This is a genomic window from Caulobacter sp. FG7, from assembly GCF_057808875.1.
The window spans coordinates 83,990-102,687 of record NZ_JBMDIW010000002.1 but is presented as its reverse complement, the minus strand read 5'-3'; the positions used below and the strand labels follow the sequence as shown (position 1 = coordinate 102,687).

Sequence of the window (18,698 nt, the reverse complement as noted above, 5' to 3'; positions counted from 1 at the left end):
TTAAAATCAATGCTAAATCGATCGTCATCCCGGAAAGCGCGAAGCGCTTATCCGGGACCCAGGGGCGGGCGCACTGCTGGTGGCCCCTGGGTCCCGGCTCTGCGGCCCGCTATGCGGGCCTCCGGCCGGGATGACGACCTTTATAGCTAAGGCATAGAGTACGACCCCGTTGACAGGCCCCCCTGCGGCGCGCCTGTGCGGCCTCAACCGTTCCGTGCTAGAGCGAGGCGTTGGCGTTCGGGGGCGTGTCGCGGCATGGAATGGGTGTTCATCGTCGGCCTGACGGTGTGGATCGCGGTGCAGCACCAGTCGCTCGACCTGGTCAAGCGCCAGCTGAGCAAGGCCCTGGTCGAACTGGAGCGCCTGAAGGCCTCTCTGGAGGCGGCGGGGCCTTCCGCGCCGCGCGAAGCCGCCGCGCCGATCGCGCCAAAGCCGTTCGGGCCCGAGCCGACCCAGCAGGCGCCGCAACCATCGCCCTGGGCGATCGAGCCCAAGGCTGCCGAGCCGCCGCGCGCGCCGCCGTCTGTCGAGCCGGTCTCTGATCCCCGGCCCATTCCGGCGCCCGCCCCGCGCTCTATCCGTGTCGAGCGGCCGATCATCACCCGCGAGGCGGCCTCCACCTGGCTGGCCGAGAACGGCCTGGCCTGGATCGGCGGCGGAGGCCTGGCCCTGGGCGGCCTGCTGCTGGTGGCCTACGCCGCCCAGAAGGGCATCTTCACCCCGCCGCTGCGGATCGCCGCGGCGGTGGTGCTGGGCGTGCTGATGGGGCTGGCCAGCGAGTGGATCCTGCGCCGCAAGACCGAGATGAGCCGCCACCTGCTGGCCGCCGCCATCGCCGCCGGGGCCGGGGCGGTCACCCTGTACGGCGCGGTCTGCGCGGCTCACGGCCTCTATCACCTGATCCCGTTCTGGCTGGCCGCGAGCCTTGCGGCGTCGGTGTCGCTGGGGCTGCTGGCGCTGTCGCTGCGCCACGGCGAGCCGCTGGCCCTGGTGGCCATGGTCGGGGCCGCCGCCACCCCCATCGTCACCGGAATCTCGTCCTGGTCGCCGATCGTCTTCGAGGCTTACGCCATCCTGATCGGCGCCACCGGCTTCGTGCTGGCGGCCGGGAGACGCTGGGGCCGGACCAGCCTGGCCACCGCCGCCGGCGTGGCGGTGTTGAGCCTGCCGCCCCTGGCCGACAGGCAGTACGCCGCCGCCGCCGTCCTCGTCGCCCTGGCCGCCGGCGGACCGCTGGCCGCGCTGTGGCGTCGTCGTCGGACGGGCGAGACGCAAGCAGAGGTGCTGCGCATGCGCCAGGCCGCCATGACGGCGCTGCTCGGCGCCAGCGTGCTGGCCCTGGCGGTCTGGTTCGCCCCGCCGAGCCCGGCCGGAGCCGCCTCCGGCGTGCTGAGCGTGGTCCTGCTGGGCCTGACCGCCCTGGCGATCGCTGCGCGCGTCGCGCCGCCTGGTCTGTTCGCCGCCCCGGCCATCGTCACCGCCTTCGCCGCCATGGCCTGCCTGCTGTTCGAGGGCGTCGACGTGGGGATCGCCGCGCGGCCGCCGTGGCTGCATCTGCTGCTGGCGGCCGCGCCCCTGACGGCCCTGCCGGCGGCGCTGCGGCTGCACGGACGCCAGCGGACGCAGATGCTGGCCATCGCCGGGATCACGACGGCCGTGGCCGCCAGCCTGGCCTGGATGCTGCTCGACGAAGCCCGCTTCGGCTATGCCTGGAGCCCGGCCGCCCTGCTGGGCGCGGGCCTGTTCGGTCTTTCGATCCCGATCGCCCGCCGGTCCGAGGATCCATCGCGCGACCTTGGCCTGGCGCTGTGGCTGGGCGCGGCCGCCGAGATGGTCTTCCTGGCCGTTCACGGCGCCGTCCAGCCGCGGTTCGAGCCGGCCGCCTTCGCGGTCGCCGCCCTGGTCCTGGCCTTCGCCGCCCGCCGCCTTCCCTGGCGGGGCCTGGCCGAGGCCAGCGTCGTCGCCGGGCTGCTGGCCCTGGTCGTCATGCTGCGCCCGGCCTTCATCGGCCCGGCGCTGGAGGGCAGTCCGCCTCTGCCGCTGCCGCTGATGGCGGCCGTGTCGGGCGCCGCCGCCGCGATCGCCTTCGTCGCCGCCTGGCTGCTGAAGGCGGCCGGACGCCGCAACGAGGCCGAGGCGCAGGGCGCGTCGGCCCTGATGGTCCTGCTGCTGGGCCTGTTCATCGGCGTGCACGTGCTTGTGGTCGGCAAGCCTGGCGGCGCCTCGACGTTCCTGCTGGAGGCCTCGCTGCGGACCCTGATCCTGTTGGCCGCGGGCCTGGTGCTGGTCCTTCGCCAGCGCCTGGACGACGGCCGGGTGGCCCGCTGGCGCACCCTGTTGGTGATCGGCGGGGGGCTCGCCCACGGCCTGCTGTTCCAGGGGCTGCTGGCCAATCCCTGGTGGGGATGGGGCGAGGTTCCGGCCGGACCGCCGCTGCTGAACACCCTGCTGCTGTCCTACCTGGCGCCGGCCCTGCTGCTGGCCGTCGCGGCCTGGCGGCGGCCGGTCGACGCCGCCGGCCGCGGCTGGGTGGTCGGGGCCGCGGCCTTCGGCCTGCTGTGGGCGGCCATGGCCCTGCGCCACGGGATCCATGGCCAGGCCATGCACGACGCCGAGATCGGCCGGGGCGAGATCGCCGGCTATGCGGTGCTGGCCCTGGCCGCCGCGCGCGGCTTCTTCGACCCGCGCCTGGCCGCGCGGCCGGCCGCCAGCTGGCTGGCGCGCGCCGCGCCCGTCGTCGGCTGGATCGCCCTGGTCTTCGCGGTTCTGGTGTTTGGCCTGCTGGCGAATCCCTGGTGGGGCCCTGGGCAGGCGGAGCTTTCGTCCCTGGCCGCCGCCCTGCTGCTGGCCCTGGCCCACGGCGCGGGCGCGGTCCTTTTGCTGGAGCTTGGTCGCCGGGGAGGGCCGTTCGGAACGACGGCCCGGGCCAGCGCCGTGGGCGTGCTGTTCGTGCTGGTCAGCCTGGTTGTCCGCTACGGCTTCCATGGTCGGGCCATGGGCGCGTCGATCGACGCCGGCGGGCTGGAGACCTGGACCTTCTCGGCCGTCTGGGCCGCCTTCGGCCTTGTGGTGCTGAGCCTGGGCTCGGCCCGCAAGGACGCGGTGCTGCGTTGGGCCGGCTTGGCGGTGCTGCTGCTGACCGCGGCCAAGGTGCTGCTGGTCGACCTGGCGCGGCTGGAGGGCGTGGTCCGCGCCGCCTCGTTCCTGGCCGTCGGCGCCCTGCTGCTGGGCGGGGCGGTGCTGGTGCGCCGTCTCAATGCACGCGGCGCGAAGACCCCGGAGGTCCCGCAGCCGCCCGAGGCCGGCTGAGCCGGCCCCGGGGCCTGGCCCGTCAGCTTCCGGGCGTCGGCGTCTCCAGGCCCTTCAGCCGGTTGACCGCGTTGGTGTTGCCCGGATCGAGCGCCAGCGAGCGGCGGTAGTGGACGATGGCGGCGGCCTTGTCGCCGTTGACGGCATAGGCCTCGGCCAGGCTGTCCTGGGCGTTGCCGCTGTTGGGAAACAACTCGGCGGTCAGGGCCAGCACCGCCAGCGCCTTGGCCGGCTCGCCGAAGGCCAGCAGGCGATAGCCCCAGTCGTTCAGCTCATGCTCGGCCGGCTTGAAGCCGGGGGCCTGGCGCTGCTTGGCGATCACCCCGGCGAAGGCGGTCTGGGGCTGGCCGGCCAGGGCCGCGCGCAGGGCCGCCACCCCGGTCAGCTTCATGCCGGGCACGAACAGCTGGGCGATCTCGTCGATGGCGTCCTCGGGCGTGCCGCCGGCCAGGTTGCTGAGGATCGCCACCCCGACCCTGTCGTCCGGATAGAGATAGACGGCGTTGCGGCTGCCGCCGGTCATGCCGACCACCAGGCGGTCGGGCCGCTCCAGCACCAGCCAGCCCATGCCCCACTGGCCCAGCTTGCCGTCGGTGTAGGCGTCTTGGGTCCACATGGTCTTGCGGGCGGCGGGGCCCAGCAGGCGGCCGTCCATCAGGGCGATCATCCAGCGGCCCATGTCGTCGCCGGTGCTGTCCAGGCCCGCGGCGGCGCGGGCCAGCGGCGAGAACACCTCCTTGCGCAGGCTCGGCTGGTCGGGAGCCTCCTTGCGGTAGGTGTACGAGGCGGTGCGGCGAGGGCCCGGATCGAGGCTGTCGCCGTAGCGCGAGCTCTTCATGCCGGCGATGGCGAACTGTTCCCCGCCCAGCGGCGTGGTCACCGGCAGGCCGCGTCCGCGGTCGATCGCCATCTGCACCAGGGCGTAGTTGGTCTGGCAGTAGTGGAAGCGCTGGCCGGGCGGGAACAGCACCGGCGCGGCCAGGGCCTCGTTCCAGGCGACGGCTTCCTCGACCCCGCCGTCCTTTTGGCGCGGCACGAAATCGGGCAGGCCCGAGGTGTGGCTGAGCAGGCGGCGCACCTGGATTGTGCGCCAGGCCTCCGGCAGGCCCTCGACGTAGGCGCCGATCGGCTTGTCGAGATCCAGGCGCCCGGCCTCGACCTCGCGCATGGCTGCAACACCGGTGAAGGCCTTGGTGATCGAGTTGATCGGGAAGGTGGTGGTCGGCGTCGCCTTGGTCCCGCTGGCCAGGTCGGCCACGCCATAGACCCGCGAGAAGACGATCGCCCCGTCCTTGACCACCACCACCTGCGCGCCGGGCACGTGGCGGTCGGCCATGAACCGCCGGACGAGGGCGTCGGCGCGGTCGGCCGGGGCCGGATCGGCGGCGAAGGCCAGTGGCGAAGCGACGAAGGTTGAGGCGGCGAGCGCCGGACAGGCCAGTCCGGCCGCCAGCAAGGCGCGGCGGTTCATGATGCGATTACCCCTGGAGCTGTCCCCGCCCCGGCGGGCAAGGGACCAGCCCGGAGCGTGGCGGGCCAGTTAATCTTCGGTCATGCGGCGCCGGTTTCCTTCCCCGGCGAACCCGCCTAGGAAGGGCCCATGCCGACCGGACCCGACATGATGCTGGAAGCCGCCTGCGGACCGGGACCGGTCTGCGGGGTCGACGAGGCCGGCCGCGGGCCGTGGGCCGGGCCGGTCAGCGCCGCCGCCGTGATCCTGGATCCGGCGCGCATCCCCAAGGGACTCAACGACTCCAAGAAGCTCTCGGCCAAGGCCCGCGCGGCCCTGGAGGACGAGATCAAGGACATGGCGCTCGCCTGGTGCGTGGGCATGGCCAGCGTCGAGGAGATCGCGGAGCTCAACATCCTGCACGCCGCGGGCCTGGCCATGCGGCGCGCAGTCGAGGGCCTGTCGGTGAAGCCCAGCTTCGCCCTGGTCGACGGCAATTATCGCTTCGTCCTGCCGTGCGAGGTCAAGACCGTGGTCAAGGGCGACAGCCTGTCGTGCTCGATCGCCGCGGCCTCGATCCTGGCCAAGGAAGCCCGCGACCGCATCATGGTCGAGATGGACGCGGTCTATCCCGGCTACGGCTTCGCCGGCCACAAGGGCTATCACGCCCCGATCCACCTGGAGGGCCTGAGGAAGCTCGGCCCCTCGCCGATCCACCGCCTGGGCTGGGCCCCGGTGAAGCTGGCGCTCGCGGGCGGGCTGGGCGGCCCGATGGACGGCCCGATGGACGGCGACGAAGCCTAGGTCCGGGCCGGCGCGGGCGCCCAAAGCGCCCAGAGACCGTCAGGCCTCCGCTTCCCAGACCGCCAGCGCCCCCAGCTGGCGCAGCCGCGCGAACAGGCGCTTGAGGTTGGCGTGGTTGGCCTGCGCCATGGCGGCCAGGCGGGGCAGGGCGTCCGGCGGAGCGGCGGCGACCCAGCCGTCCGGCCGGCGCAGGCAGAATCCCTGCGCCTCCAGCCCGTTCAGGTGGCGGCGGACGGTCTCGGGCGGCACCCGCAGCGAGCGGGCCAGGGCCGCCGTCCGCGCGGCCTGGCCGGTCGCGGCGGGATCGCGGGCCCAGGCCGGCAGGTCCTGCGCCGCCAGCGCCTCGATATTGGCCACCACCAGTTCCAGCAGCACGCGGCTGGCGATCAGGGCGCCGGTCAGGGCGATCAGGTCGTTGCAGGCGCGCAGCACATATTCCGACAGCGCCCAGTTCAACGCCCGCAGGGGCGGGGCCTCCTCGACGCCGCCCTCGGCCGGCTCGTTCGCCGCCAGGGCGCCGATGGCCTTCAGGTCGTGGTGGAAGCGGCGGGCCCGATCGCTGCGGGCCTGCATCTGGACGCGGTAGGCGCTGGTGGTCACCGCGCCGTTGGGCACCACGACGCCCTGCGGCCCGACCACGCACAGGCCCTCGCGCGCCAGTCGCAGCACCCGCCGGCGCACGGTCTCGAACGGCAGGACCAGTGACTGGGCGATGGCGTTGACGCTGACCGGCCGCCGCAACTCGTCGGGCGCGGATTCCGCCGCTCCGCCATAGACCGCCATCAGCGCGGGATCGCGCATCACCGTGGACATGTTGGCGTCCAGCGCGGCGGTCAGGATCCAGGCGTCGAGCAGGTCGTGGTCGCCGCGGGTGATCTCGATGGTGTCGCGCACATAGATCAGCGAGGCGCGGACTTCCTCGCCCAGGCGGCGCGCCGGCGCGGGGGCGGAGGGGCGGGATGTCGCCGGCGGATCAAGCATCGCTGGAACAGAGCAAGCGCGCGGGCCGGGCGCAAGACCGCGAAGCGCTCAGAATGAGTAGCGAGACGAGTATTTTTCTCCAGCGCGCGCCGCTTACAGTCCGCGCCGTCCGACTGCGACGGTCCTCGGGGGAGGACAGGTCGCGAACCGTTCGTGATCCGGCTGGGGGGCTGGAGGCCGACGGGGGGAGCGGGAAGCGTGCGGGGGCGCGCCTCCCGCTCCTGGAACCTTCCCTGGAAAATCGATCAGCGTCGCCGCGCGACCAGCGCCCACGCCGTCACCGCGACCGATACGCCCAGCGCCGCCGCGCCGATCCAGTCCCAGATCCCGTCTTCGAGCAAGGCGGCCACCAGGCCGAAAAGGCTGAGCGCCGCCACCACGACCGGGATGCGGAACATCTGCCAGAGGGTCAGATGCGGGCGGCTCATCGCACGCTTCCGCGCTTGACCAGCCACAGATAGACGCCCGAGCCCAGGATCACGATGGTGGCGAGGTCGAGCAGCGCCCACAGGATCTTCAGCGGCAGGCCGCCGTAGTCGCCGAAGTGCAGCGGCTGCGACAGCGACAGGGTCTTCACGTACCAGGGCGTGGGGGCCACGGCCGACAGCTGGCCGGTGCGGGCGTCGATCAGGGCCGGGGTGGTCAGGTGGGCGGTCAGCGGCGTGTCGCCGTGGAAGAACACTGCATAGTGGTGGTCGGTCGAATAGCTGCTGCCGGGGAAGGCCACGAACTGCAGCTGCTTGCCCGGCAGGGCCAGCTTGGCGCGTTCGACCGCGGCGGCCAGCGAGCTGCGCTCGCCCGTCGGTGCGGGCTTGTCATAGGCCTGTGTGAGCTCCTTCAGCGCCGTGTTCTTCCAGTAGCCGATGATCGGCGTGGCCAGGGTGTTGACCACCCCGGTGACGCCCACGACCAGAACCCAGGCCAGGGTCACCGCGCCCAGAAGGTTGTGGTAGTCGAGCCAGCGGGTGCGGGCCGCCTTGCGGGCCCGCACCGCGCCGAACGGCAGCTTGCGCATGAACGGGGCGTAGAGGACGACGCCCGAGACCAGGGCGGCCACCAGCAGGAGGCCCATGGCGCCGAGGAACAGCATGCCCGCCAGGCCCAGGAACATGTCGGTGTGCAGCTGGAGCAGGAACTCCATCACCGGATGACCCGCCACCGAGGGGGCGGGATCGCCGCTGGTCTGGTCGATCGGCTGGAAGCTGTAGCCTGACTTGCCCGGCTGGACGGTGGTGACGTTCACCACCGGCCGTTCCACGTCGAAGCTCATGAAGGCGGCGACCTCGCCCGGCTTGCGGGCGAGCGCCGTCTCCAGCACCTGGTCGAGGCTCAGCTTGGGGCCGTCCGGATGGGCCGGCGCCCAGGCCTGGTGCATCGCGACCTCCTCGATCTCGTGGGTGAACACGAGCGGAAGGCCGGTGACGCACAGCATCAGCAGGAATAGGGTCGAGACCAGGCTCGACCACTTGTGGACCCACGACCAGGCGCGGAGCGTCGACGGCTTCATCGCGGGCTTAGAAGTCCGTGGTGACCGACAGGCGCAGGGTGCGCGGGGCGCCCAGCGTCAGGTAGTTGGCGCCCGGATAGCCGCCGACCGCCACCCACTGGTTCTTGTCGGCCAGGTTCTCGATGCGGGCGCGCAGCGTGATCGGACGATCGCCGGCCTCGAAGGCGTAGCGCGCGCCGATGTCGAAGCGGGTCCAGGACCCCAGCTTGACGCTGTTGGTCGCGTTGGCGGCCTGCGAGCCGGTGTAGACGGCGCGGCCCTCGACGGTCAGGCCCTCGAGCGCGGCGACGTCGTACTCGACATTGAGGTTGGTCTGGAACTCCGGCACGCCGATCGGCGACTTGCCTTCCAGCGAGGCGTCGAGGGCGCGCTCGACCTTGGCGTCGACCCAGGTCGCGCCGCCGATCAGGCGCAGGCCCGGCGTCAGCTCGCCATAGGCGGTCAGTTCGACGCCCTGGTTCTTCTGCTCGCCGCCGGCGCTGTAGATGCGGCTGGCGGTGTCGAAATATTCGCTGGGCTGGGTGGTGCGGAACAGGCTGATCGTACCGCCGAACGAGCCGGCGTCGTACTTGGCGCCCAGCTCGGTCTGCTCGCCGCGGAACGGCGACAGGATCTCGCCGGCATTGGCCACGACCACGCCGTTGACCGTGCCTGGGGCCGTCTTGCCGGGGATCAGGGCCTGGGCGTAGTTCGCATAGAGCGAGATCTGGCCGGTCGGCTTGTAGACCACGGCCACCGCCGGGGTGGTGGCGTCGCCGTCATAGGCGCCGCTGCGCGCGCCGGTGTTGTAGTCGTACGAGCGGGTCTCGATCTCCTGGTAGCGGACGCCGGCGGTGACCAGCACGCGCTCGTCCAGGAACGACAGGGTGTCGGCGATCGCGACGCTGCGGGTCTTGGAGCGTTCGGTGACGTTCGGGTCAGACAGCGAACCGCCGATGAAGAAGTCGGCCGCCGGCTTGGCGACCTGCACCGGCGTGTAGAGGCTGCTGGTGAAGCCCGCGAAGTTGGAGAAGGCGTAGGCGTTGCGCGACTTCAGGTTCACCTGGGCGACCGAGGCGACGATGCTGTGGCCCACCGAGCCCGTTTCGAACTTGGCGCGCAGGCCTGCGTCCGCCGAGACGATCGTGTCCTGGCGGACGTTGTCGAAGCGATAGGCGCTGATCGTGCCGTCCGCCTGGGCGGTCGGGTTGGCCAGGACGTTGTCTTCCTTGCCCTTGCGGCCGCCGATCGCGGCCCAGGCGCTGACGTTGTCGGTCAGGTCGAACTCGCCGCGGGCCGCGCCGAACAGCTGGCGCTCGTCGGTGTAGGTCCAGTCCTGGGCGAAGTTCCTGCCGGCCGACGGGGCCTTGGGGATCGCGCCGGCCGGGGTGACGGTCGGGCGCGGGGCGTCGATGTGGTGGTCCTGCCAGCCGAGGTCGGCCGAGAAGCGGGCGCGCTCGCCGCGGCGGTCCAGACCCAGGCCGACCACCTTCAGGTCACGGTCCTGGCCGTCGATATTGGTCTCGCCGCCGTGCAGGCCCAGGTTCAGGCGCGCGCCGTAGGCGTCGCCCTGGCCAAAGCGCCGGGCCACGTCGGCGGTGGCGTAGAGCTGCTCGCCGCCGTCCCAGCCGGCGGTGACGCGGGTCAGAGGGCTGTTGCCAGCCCGCTTGGGCACCAGGTTGAAGGCGCCGCCGACGCCGCTGCCGCCCGGGGCCGCGCCGTTTAGGAAGGCGTTGGCGCCGCGGAAGACGTCGACACGCTCGACCAGCTCGGCGGCCACGAACTGCCGGGGCAGCACGCCGTAGAGGCCGTTATAGGTCATGTCGTCGGAATACACGGGGAAGCCGCGCACCACGTACAGCTCCTGGAAGTTGCCGAAGCCCTTGGTGACGCGCACTGTCGGGTCGTTCTGCAGCACGTCGCCGATGCTGATGGCCTGCTGGTTGCGGATCAGCTCTTCGGTGTAGCTGACCACCGAGAACGGGGTGTCCATGGTGTCGAGCGCGCCGAGCAGGCCCACGCGTGCGCCCTTGGCCACCTGGCCGCCGGCATAGGCGGGCGGCAGGCGCACCTGCGAGCCGGTGACGATCACTTCCTCGACGGCCGTGGCGTCGGCGTCCTGCGCCAGGGCAGGGCTCGCGGCCAGGGGAGCGAGCAGGGCGGTGGACAGCAGCAGGGCGAGGCGGGACGACACGGCATTTCTCCGACAGGTGAGAATGCGTCGCGATAGAGGGAAAGCGCTGTCGTGACAACAACGGGGCGCTCGATGGGCGAGTTTGGCGGTAACCTGTTGCCGTAACTCGCGTTTTGGCTGTGGAATTGTCGGGTGGCCGACGTTTACGGCCGCCGCCACCCGGTCGGCTGACCGACGCCCGCGGCGTCGATGCGGGCGATGGCCTGCGCCAGGGGCTCGATCGCCACGGCCATGTGGTGGGCGTTGGCGTGGACGATGGTGTCGCGGTCCAGCAGGATCGCCACGTGGCCCTTCCAGAACACCAGGTCGCCGCGCCGGCGCTCGGCCTCGTCGATGGGCTGGAAGAACGAAAACTGCATGTCGGTGTCGCGTGGGGCGGCGCGGCCCGTTGCGGCCAGGGCCTGCTGCACCAGGCCCGAGCAGTCCAAGCCCAGGCTCTCCCGCCCGCCCCACTGATAGGGCGCGCCCAGGAAGCCGAGGGCGACCTCGGCTGGGTCGACCGCGCTCGCCAGGCCGATCGGGGTCAGGTGGGCCTCGATGAACCAGCCCGTGCCCGCGCCCTTGGCGAAGCGGCCGTCGCGGGCCTCCACGCTCACCAGCGCCCCCAGGGAATAGAGCCCCTCGGGACGCGACTTGATGTTGGGCTCGCTGAACGCATAGGTCCGCAAGCCCGCCACCTGGTGGGTCGCCGGCTCGCCGAGCGGGGCCAGATCAGCCTGCGCCACCCAGCCCACATAGCCGTCGCGCGCGCCCTGGCCCCAGGCGAAGCCGTCCTGCACGTCGAGCACCGAAAAGCGTTCGCCGAACAGCAGCTGGGTCCATTGCTCGGCGTCGGCGGCCGGGGCCTTGCGCAGGGCGGCCGCCGGAACGGCGACCTGCCAGGCCTTGGGGGCGTCGTAGCGTTCGGCGGCCACCACGCCCTGCAGGGCGATGTCGGCGAGGTCCGGGCGGGCCAGGGTGAGGCGCGGATCCATCAGGCGAACCGGCTCTTCAGCATCGCATAGAGACCGCGGATGGCCTGGGCCTCGCCGCCGCTGGGACGGCCGGGCGCGCCCTTGGGGTTCCAGGCGAAGATATCGAGGTGCACCCACGATCCGGTGGTCGGCGCGAACCGCTGCAGGAACAGGGCGGCCGTCACCGAGCCGGCCTGGGCCCAGCCGTCGGGATCGTTCTTCAGGTCGGCGACGTCGCTTTCCAGCGCCTCGCGATAGCCGTCCCACAGCGGCATGCGCCAGACGGGGTCGGCGGCCTTGCGGGCGCCGGCCTCGATCTGCCCGGCCAGGGCGTCGTCGGGGGTGTAGAAGGGGATCACCTGCGGGCCCAGGGCGATGCGCGCCGCCCCGGTCAGGGTGGCGAGATCGATGGTCAGGGCCGGCGACAGCTCGCCCGCCCGGGTCAGGGCGTCGGCCAGGATCAGGCGCCCTTCGGCGTCGGTGTTGCCGACCTCGATGGAGAGGCCCGCGCGGCTGTCGAGCACGTCGCCCGGCCGCATGGCGTCGCCGGCGATGGCGTTCTCGACCACCGGGACCAGCACGACCAGGCGCACCGGCAGCTTGGCGGCCATGACCATGCGCGCGAGAGCAAGAGCGTGGGCGGCGCCGCCCATGTCCTTCTTCATCAGCCGCATGCCGGCCGAGGGCTTGATGTCCAGGCCGCCGGTGTCGAACACCACGCCCTTGCCGACGATGGCCACGACGGGGTTCTTCTCGTCGCCCCACTGGATCTCGAGCATGCGCGGCGCGCGCTCCGGCACGGCGGCGCGGCCCACCGCGTGGACGGCCGGATAGTTCTGCTCCAGCAGATCGTCGCCGACGATGGCCGAGAAACCGGCGCCGAACTGCTCGGCGATCTCGCGGGCGATGGTCTCGATCTGGCGCGGGCCCATGGCGTTGGCCGGGCTGTTGACCATGTCGCGGGCCAGGGCGCAGGCGTGGGCGATCGCCTGGATCTCGGCGACATCGACGCCGTCCGCCGCGACAAGGCGTCGCGCCCCGTCGGCGCCGCGGGCCTTGAAGCGGTCGAAGCGATAGGTCCCCAGGGCGAAGGCCAGGGCGATCTGGGCCGGGTCCAGGCCCTCAGGCGTGGCGTGCAGGCGATAGTCGCCGGCCGGCAGCTTGGCCGGCAGGGCGCGGAAGGCCATGGCGTCGGCCTTGCTGCCCTTGACCCGTTGTCCCAGGCCGAAAAGCACGCGGTCGAGCGCGCCTTCGGGGGTGGGCACGGCCACCGTCTGGCCGGCCTTGGCCGAGAAGTCCGACAGTTGGGCGAAGCCGCGCACGAAGCTGCGCCGCGCGTCGAGGAAGGCCGTCAGCTCGTCTTCCCACAGGGCGTGCACCGGGATCACGGGGCCATCGGCGGCGCCGCGCGAGGAGGCGGTGATCAGGGGTTCGGTCATGGGCCGGGGCCTTCGCGAATTTATGCTTAACGATTCCTTGAGGGGGCCGCGCGATGCTCGGCCGACCTTCCGGAGACATGCCTTCCATGTGTCGCAAGCCTGCCCTGCTCGCAACCGTCCTGACGCCCATTCTTCTGCTGAGCGTTCCGGCCCTGGCCGCCGGCAAGGGCGACAAGGCGGGCAAGACCGCCGCCAGCGCCCCGGTCGCCGCCCAGCCGGTCGCGCCGCGCAAGGCCGGCGCCGCCGAGCGCGCCGAGGCCGCCCGCATGGACCCGCTGGCCCGCGCCGCCTTCTGGAGCGCCGAGTTCGAGGCCGACCCGCGCGACGCCGACGCCGGGGTGGGGCTGTCCCAGGCCCTGCGCGCCCTGGGGCGCTATGACGACGCCGCGTCTGCCGCCGGCCGCGTGCTGGTTTCACATCCCAACAATGTCGAGGCGCTGCTGGAGTCGGCGCGCGTGCAACTGGCCCGCGGCGAGGGCTTCTTCGCCATCGAGCCGGCCAGGACCGCCGCCGCCGCCGCGCCGAAGGACTGGCGTCCGCAATCCTTGCTGGGCGTGGCGCTGGAACAGTCCAAGCGTGACGACGAGGCGCTCGTCGCCCACCGCCAGGCCGTGGCCCTGGCGCCGAACGAGGCCGCTCCCGCCGCCAACCTCGCCATGTACCTGGCCGGGCACGGCGATCTGGCCGGCGCCGAGACCCTGCTGCGCAAGGCCGTGGCCATGCCGTCCTCGACCATTCAGATCCGCCAGAACCTGGCCTTGATCGTCGGCCTGCAGGGCCGCGTCGACGAGGCCGAGCGCATGGCCCGCCAGGACCTGCCGCCGCAGATGGTCGACAACAACCTGGCCTGGCTGCGCGCGGCCCTGGGCCAGGGCTCGGCCACTCGCACCTGGGGCGCGGTCAAGGCCGGCGGCTAGGGCGCCAGCGTCACCCCGACATCCGGCCGGGTCTCGCCGTTGACCTGGGCCAGCCAGGCCGCCGCTATCGCCTCGGGGCCTTGCGAGCGCCGGGCGTGCAGCCAGCGCGGGGCGTCGGCGACGAAGCCGGCCCAGGCCTCGTCGTAGCGCTGCTCGAACCCGCCCGGACCCCAGTCCTGGCGCCGCTTGGCGATGCGGTCGGGCGCGAAGAAGAACACCGGCCTGGGCCCGGGCAGGCCGCCCTGGCGGCCGCCGGCCTCCCAGTGGGCGCCGCCGACCAGCATCGAATAGGCCAGTTCCTCGCCGAAGGTCTCGTGAATGGCCTTCAGCACGCCCGCGTCGCCGGCGAAGTCGACGGAGACCGCCGGCCGCGCGATCGCTGCGCCCGGCAGGTCGTCATAGGCCAGCACCTGGTCGTAGACGCCCAGGCCCTCGACGAAGGCGCGGCCGCGCGGCGAGGTCAGGCCGACGACCTTGGCCGCCCCGCGCTGTTTCAGCAGGTGGGCCAGGCCGATCGCGGTCTTGGCCGAGGCGCTGGTCAGCACGATCGACCCAGCGCCGAAGCCGGCGTGCTCGTCGAGGAAGTCCTCGATCAGGAACGAGGTGATGAACAGCGGCTGCAGCAGGGCGCGGTGGTCGTCCTGGCGCGGGTCGTCGTCCACCGCCTGATAGTGGTTGTAGGCGGCCGCCAGGCCCTGGCGATGGGGCGCGGTGTCGACGAGGCCCGTGCGGCCGGGCCGGGCCTGCACCGTCAGGTGCGTCGACATCGGCAGGTAGCCGTAGAACCGCCGCCCGACCGCGACCTCGGGATGGGCCGAGGCCTCGACCCGGGCGTGACCCCAGACCGGAACCCGACCCCAGCCCTCGGGGCCGGGGAAGAAGTCCCAGTAGCGCATGGCCTCGCCGAAGGCGGCGTAGGTGACGTTGTTGGCGGTCAGGGCGAAGTTCTCGATCGCCAGCCGGACCTGGCCGTCCTCCAGCGGCGGCGGTCCGGCTTCTTCGAAGCGCGTGGCGCGCAGGTCGGACTTGGCGACCAGAAAATCCCAGGCCATGGCCTACTCCCTCGGCGAGCGACGAGCGGGAGTAGGCGGTCGGACTTGCCGGAAGTCAAACGATTGTTTGAATTCTGTTCTCCGGCCCGGATGGCGAGGGGGCTACCCCGCCGGGAAGATCCGCAGCGCCGCGTACTGCAGCAGCATGATCGTCTTGGCGTCGCGGATGGCGCCGGAGTCGACCATCGCCAGAGCCTCTTCGATCGTGACCTCGTGGACGGCGATGTCCTCGCCCTCGTCGGCCTCGCCGCCGCCGGCCGAGACGCGGTCGCCCGGACCGTACTCGCCGACGAAGAAGTGCAGGCGCTCGGTCACCGAGCCGGGGCTCATGAAGGCGTCGAAGATCTTGCGCACCTTGTCGATCCGGAAGCCGGTCTCTTCCTCGACCTCGGCGCGGATGCGGGTCTCGGGGTCGGCGTCGTCGAGCAGGCCGGCGGGCGCCTCGATCAACAGGTCGTCGTGGCCGTTGACGAAGGCCGGATAGCGGAACTGGCCGACCAGCACGACGGTGCGGCGGGCCGGGTCATAGAGCAGGATCGTCGCGCCGTTGCCCCGGTCGTAGGTCTCGCGCGACTGGCGCTGCCAGGTCCCGTCGGCGCGCAGGTACGAGAAGGTGGTCTTCTTCAGCGTGTACCAGTCGTCGGACAGCACGGTGACGTCCTCGACGCGGATGCGATCGGCGATGGACATGGCGGGAACTCCGTTACGGGCCTTGAAGGCTCGCGTCCAGGCGAGCCTCAGGCGATCTGCTGCGGCGCCAGCCGCGCCTGCGTCAACCCGACGCTCGCCTCGACGACGAAGCGGCTGCCCCGGCCAAGGGTGCTGTCGACGCCGATCGTCCCGCCCATGGTCTCGACGATCTGGCGGGTGATGCTGAGGCCAAGGCCGGAGCCGCCCTCGTGGCGCGAGGCGTCGCCCACCTGCTCGAACGGCCGGAAGATGGCGTCCAACTGGTCGGCGGCGATGCCGACACCGGTGTCCTCCACCGTGAAGGCAAGGCGCGCCGTGTCGCCCGCCTCGCCCTCCAGGCGCTCGACCCGCAGGGTGACCGAGCCGGCGTCGGTGAACTTCACGGCGTTGCCCAGCAGGTTGATCAGCACCTGCCGCAGCCGCTTGGGATCGGCGACGATCTGGGACGGGACCTCGGGGGCCATGGCGACGGCGAAGGCCAGGCCCTTTTCCTCGGCCCGCAGGCGGAACATCGGATCCAGCTCGGCCAGGCACGCAGCCAGGTCGAAGGCGACCGGCTGCAGGTCCAGCTTGCCCGCCTCGATCTTGGCCAGGTCGAGGATGTCGGTGATGACCGCCAGCAGATGCTCGCCGCTGGAGCGGATGGCGTCGACGGCCGTGCGCTGCCGGGCATCCAGGTTCCCGCGGCTGAGCCAGTAGCTGTAGCCGATCACCGCGTTCAGCGGCGTGCGCAGTTCGTGGCTCATATGGCTGAGGAACTGCGACTTGGCGGCGTTGGCGGTCTCGGCGGCGATGCGAGCGTCCGACAGGGCGAGGGCCTCGTCCGCCTGCTGGCGCTGGCGGGCCTCGAAATCGCGGCGCATGCCCAGCAGGCGATGCACCAGGAAGGCGCCGATCATCAACAGCCAGACGCCCAGGATAATCAGGTACCACTGCTCGTCCGACAGCTGGACGCCCTCGGCGCGCACGGCGTCCATCGACACGGACAGCGGGCCGGGCGCCGCGCCGCTGACGGCGACGGCGATCGCGCGCACCTCGGAGAAGTCCGCGCCGACGTCGCGGCGCGACAGCCCGTGGCTCGACAGCCACCACTGCTCGGGCTCCAGCCGGTCGAGCGGCAAGACGATGGTGTTGGCGCCGGGGACCACCGAGACCTCGGCCCCCAGCGGTACGTCCATGTCGCCCAGCCGCGCGCGCAGGGCGGCCGGCGGGGCGGTCTTGACCACCACCTTCAGGCGGTCGGCCTCGCCGCGCCAGTGCAGTTGCAGGGTCAGGGTCTGGAAGCGCGAGAAGTCGAGGCCCCGGGCCTTGGCGCCGGGGTTCAGCAGCAGGCCGTAGCCGCAGTAGGGATAGGCGACGCCCGCGCGGATCTCGCACGACCAGGCCATCGGCCGGTCCGGATCGGGCGTCACCGTCGAGCGGCCGCCGGTCTCGTAATCGGCGAAGGCGTAGCCGGCGAACTGGGTCGATCCCGGGGTCAGTTCCAGCGCCTGGCGGGTGAGGGCGCTCTTGCCCAGCACCGCGGCGAAGGTGACCAGCACCAGCAGGAAGATGACCGCCTCGACCTTGAGGTGGCGGTAGCGCAGCCAGCCGGCGTCGTTCTCGTTCGACGCGGCCGGCCGATCGGCCCGGCGGTCGAGGAAACGGAACGGACGCTGGGGCACGAGGCGCTCCTGAAGGGCCTGCGCGGCCGGTGGAAAGTCGGGAGCGGCGACCTTATGCGGTCATGTTTGATCGCCGTTTAACGGCGGACGAAATTTCTTGCCGAACCGTCGCGAATTGCCGGCTTTGCGTCTTTGCCGTGTCAACATGGCATGGTTCAACCAGGCATGGGGCGCGCGACGCGGCCCCGATCCCGTCATGGAGCCGCCGCATGTCCGTCCGTCGTCAGCTTGTCGCCGCCGTCGCCCTGGCGGGCTTGATCTCAGGGGCCGCGGTCGCGCCGGCCTGCGCCCAGATCCCGTCGAACCTGCGCGACCTGGTCGGCGCCCGCGCCGCCGACGGCGAGAGCGAACTGCAGGCCCGCGGCTACGCGCTGGACCACGTGGACGAGGGCGGCTCGGCCAAGTTCGGTTACTGGCGGCGCGGCGACGAATGCGTGCAGGTCACCACCCGCGACGGCCGCTACCTGACCATCGTCGAGGCCCGCAACATGTGCCGCAAGAAGAGCTCGGGCTCGGACGCCTCGGCGGTGGTGGCGGGCGTCGCCATCGTCGGCCTGGCCGCCGCCCTGGCGGCCCACAAGAAGAAGCACGACGACGCCGACCGCGACCACGACGCCGAGTACGAGCGCGGCTACCAGGCGGCGATGTACGGTTCCGACTACGACGATCGCCACGAGAGCGAGGGCTATCACGAAGGCTATCTCGCCGGGCAGTCCGAGCGCGACAACCGCCGCTTCTCCAACTCCCGCTATGTGCGCAACGCCCCGCGTGCGGCCCAGGACGCCTGCTCGCGCCGGGCCGACGAGTACCAGAGCCGCCCCTACGGCAGCAGCGTGCCGATCAGCGTCCGCGACCTTGGCCGCGGCGACTGGGAACTGACCATGGCCACGGGCTCGTACCGCTCGCGCTGCACGGTCTCGTCGGACGGCCAGGTGCGGGCGATGAACCCCTACTGAGCGGTCACAGCAGCGCCAGCGGCAGCACGATCAGCAGCATGTAGAAGAGGGCGCGCGCCAGGGCGGCGATGGCCATGACGGTCGCGCGCGCCTTGCTGATCTTCAGGTGCTTCGACAGCCAGCGGCCTTCGGTGAGGATCAGCCAGGCGGTCGCGGCCAGGATCAAGGCGCAGCCCGCCGCGCTCCAGGCCGTCCCGCCGCGCTGCACGGCCATCAGGCCCAGCGAAACGCACAATGTTGTCGGCGCGGCTAGGTAGCACTGGGCGTAGAACGGCTTGCGCAAGGTTCGGCGCGAGACGGCGTGGCCCTGTTTGCTCAGCAGGGTCAGGGTGACGACCAGCGGGGTCATGCCAAACAGCAGGCAACGGAACATCAGCAGGTTCTGCTGGGAGTCGAAGACCGCCTTGGCCAGGGGCGTGGCCCCTTGCGGTTGCGGCGCGTGCAGCGCCCAGGCCAGGGCGTTGGCGATCACAAGGGTGATGATGAGCAACACCGGCGGGCTCAGCGAGTCGTCGTAGCGCTGGTCCTCGGGCTGGCCTTCCTCGCGATCGGAATAGGCCATGGCGGTGAGCGGGCGGGTGACGATCCGCAGCATGGTGCGCGGATAGAAATAGAGCCAGGTCATGGCTTCGAAGAGCAGTTCCTCGAAGCTTCTCAGGATCTTCAGCAGGTCCACGGCGTGCGCCTCGTTCGTCGCTCCTGCCGGTGATAGCAGCGGCGTTCGGCGGGTTTCCAGCCTTTCGACCGTCGCGGGCGCGGCGGAAGCTATACACGCATGGCGAAGCCGGGCCTAAATCCCGCGA

General features: G+C 71.9%; 14 protein-coding genes and 1 pseudogene. 4 read left to right on the top strand and 11 right to left on the bottom strand.

The window, feature by feature from the left end:
* Positions 1–255: 255 nt before the first annotated feature.
* Complete coding sequence (locus ACODR1_RS02220) at positions 256–3,309, top strand: DUF2339 domain-containing protein (protein ID WP_488878990.1); 3,054 nt, start codon at positions 256–258, stop codon at positions 3,307–3,309.
* Between the two features lie 22 nt (positions 3,310–3,331).
* On the opposite strand, the gene ACODR1_RS02215 is transcribed toward ACODR1_RS02220, so the two are convergent.
* Positions 3,332–4,780, bottom strand: coding sequence for a serine hydrolase (locus ACODR1_RS02215; protein WP_488878989.1), 1,449 nt, complete (start codon positions 4,778–4,780; stop codon positions 3,332–3,334).
* Positions 4,781–4,909: 129 nt separating this feature from the next.
* Between ACODR1_RS02215 and rnhB the strand changes: the two genes are divergently transcribed.
* Positions 4,910–5,563, top strand: coding sequence for a ribonuclease HII (gene rnhB, locus ACODR1_RS02210; RefSeq protein ID WP_488878988.1), 654 nt, complete (start codon positions 4,910–4,912; stop codon positions 5,561–5,563).
* A gap of 39 nt (positions 5,564–5,602) precedes the next feature.
* Here the strand turns inward: rnhB and ACODR1_RS02205 are convergent, their stop codons facing one another.
* From ACODR1_RS02205 to ACODR1_RS02180, 6 genes and pseudogenes are all read right to left on the bottom strand, one after another.
* Positions 5,603–6,544 carry a hypothetical protein gene (locus ACODR1_RS02205; RefSeq protein WP_488878987.1) on the bottom strand — a complete coding sequence of 314 codons (942 nt, stop codon included), beginning with the start codon at positions 6,542–6,544 and terminating at the stop codon, positions 5,603–5,605.
* Positions 6,545–6,789: 245 nt separating this feature from the next.
* Positions 6,790–6,972, bottom strand: coding sequence for a hypothetical protein (locus ACODR1_RS02200; protein WP_488878986.1), 183 nt, complete (start codon positions 6,970–6,972; stop codon positions 6,790–6,792).
* Positions 6,969–8,149 (bottom strand): annotated as a pseudogene (locus tag ACODR1_RS02195) (PepSY-associated TM helix domain-containing protein). Before ACODR1_RS02195 ends, ACODR1_RS02200 begins: the two are co-directional and overlap by 4 nt.
* On the bottom strand, positions 8,059–10,224 hold the full coding sequence (locus tag ACODR1_RS02190) for a TonB-dependent receptor (protein ID WP_488878985.1): 2,166 nt from the start codon (positions 10,222–10,224) through the stop codon (positions 8,059–8,061). The pseudogene ACODR1_RS02195 and the gene ACODR1_RS02190 overlap by 91 nt, the downstream one beginning before the upstream one ends.
* 143 nt (positions 10,225–10,367) lie before the next feature.
* Positions 10,368–11,198 carry a C40 family peptidase gene (locus tag ACODR1_RS02185; RefSeq protein ID WP_488878984.1) on the bottom strand — a complete coding sequence of 277 codons (831 nt, stop codon included), beginning with the start codon at positions 11,196–11,198 and terminating at the stop codon, positions 10,368–10,370.
* Complete coding sequence (locus tag ACODR1_RS02180; RefSeq protein ID WP_488878983.1) at positions 11,198–12,616, bottom strand: leucyl aminopeptidase family protein; 1,419 nt, start codon at positions 12,614–12,616, stop codon at positions 11,198–11,200. The genes ACODR1_RS02185 and ACODR1_RS02180 overlap by 1 nt, the downstream gene beginning before the upstream one ends.
* A gap of 86 nt (positions 12,617–12,702) precedes the next feature.
* Between ACODR1_RS02180 and ACODR1_RS02175 the strand changes: the two genes are divergently transcribed.
* A complete protein-coding gene (locus ACODR1_RS02175) occupies positions 12,703–13,533 on the top strand; it encodes a tetratricopeptide repeat protein (protein ID WP_488878982.1) in 831 nt (276 codons plus the stop codon).
* Here ACODR1_RS02175 and ACODR1_RS02170 read toward each other — a convergent pair.
* From ACODR1_RS02170 to ACODR1_RS02160, 3 genes are all read right to left on the bottom strand, one after another.
* Positions 13,530–14,585, bottom strand: coding sequence for a DUF2855 family protein (locus tag ACODR1_RS02170; RefSeq protein ID WP_488878981.1), 1,056 nt, complete (start codon positions 14,583–14,585; stop codon positions 13,530–13,532). The two genes, ACODR1_RS02175 and ACODR1_RS02170, sit on opposite strands and share 4 nt — an antisense overlap.
* Positions 14,586–14,687: 102 nt before the next feature.
* Positions 14,688–15,275: an NUDIX domain-containing protein gene (locus ACODR1_RS02165; protein ID WP_488878980.1), complete on the bottom strand. Its 588-nt coding sequence runs from the start codon at positions 15,273–15,275 to the stop codon at positions 14,688–14,690.
* A 47-nt stretch (positions 15,276–15,322) separates the two neighbouring features.
* Entirely contained in the window at positions 15,323–16,939 is a 1,617-nt protein-coding gene (locus tag ACODR1_RS02160; protein ID WP_488878979.1) for a sensor histidine kinase, read from the bottom strand.
* 209 nt (positions 16,940–17,148) lie between these two features.
* Here ACODR1_RS02160 and ACODR1_RS02155 point away from each other — a divergent pair, with 209 nt between their 5' ends.
* On the top strand, positions 17,149–17,895 hold the full coding sequence (locus tag ACODR1_RS02155) for a hypothetical protein (RefSeq protein ID WP_488878978.1): 747 nt from the start codon (positions 17,149–17,151) through the stop codon (positions 17,893–17,895).
* Between the two features lie 4 nt (positions 17,896–17,899).
* Here the strand turns inward: ACODR1_RS02155 and ACODR1_RS02150 are convergent, their stop codons facing one another.
* Positions 17,900–18,571, bottom strand: coding sequence for a hypothetical protein (locus ACODR1_RS02150; RefSeq protein WP_488878977.1), 672 nt, complete (start codon positions 18,569–18,571; stop codon positions 17,900–17,902).
* Positions 18,572–18,698: the final 127 nt, after the last annotated feature.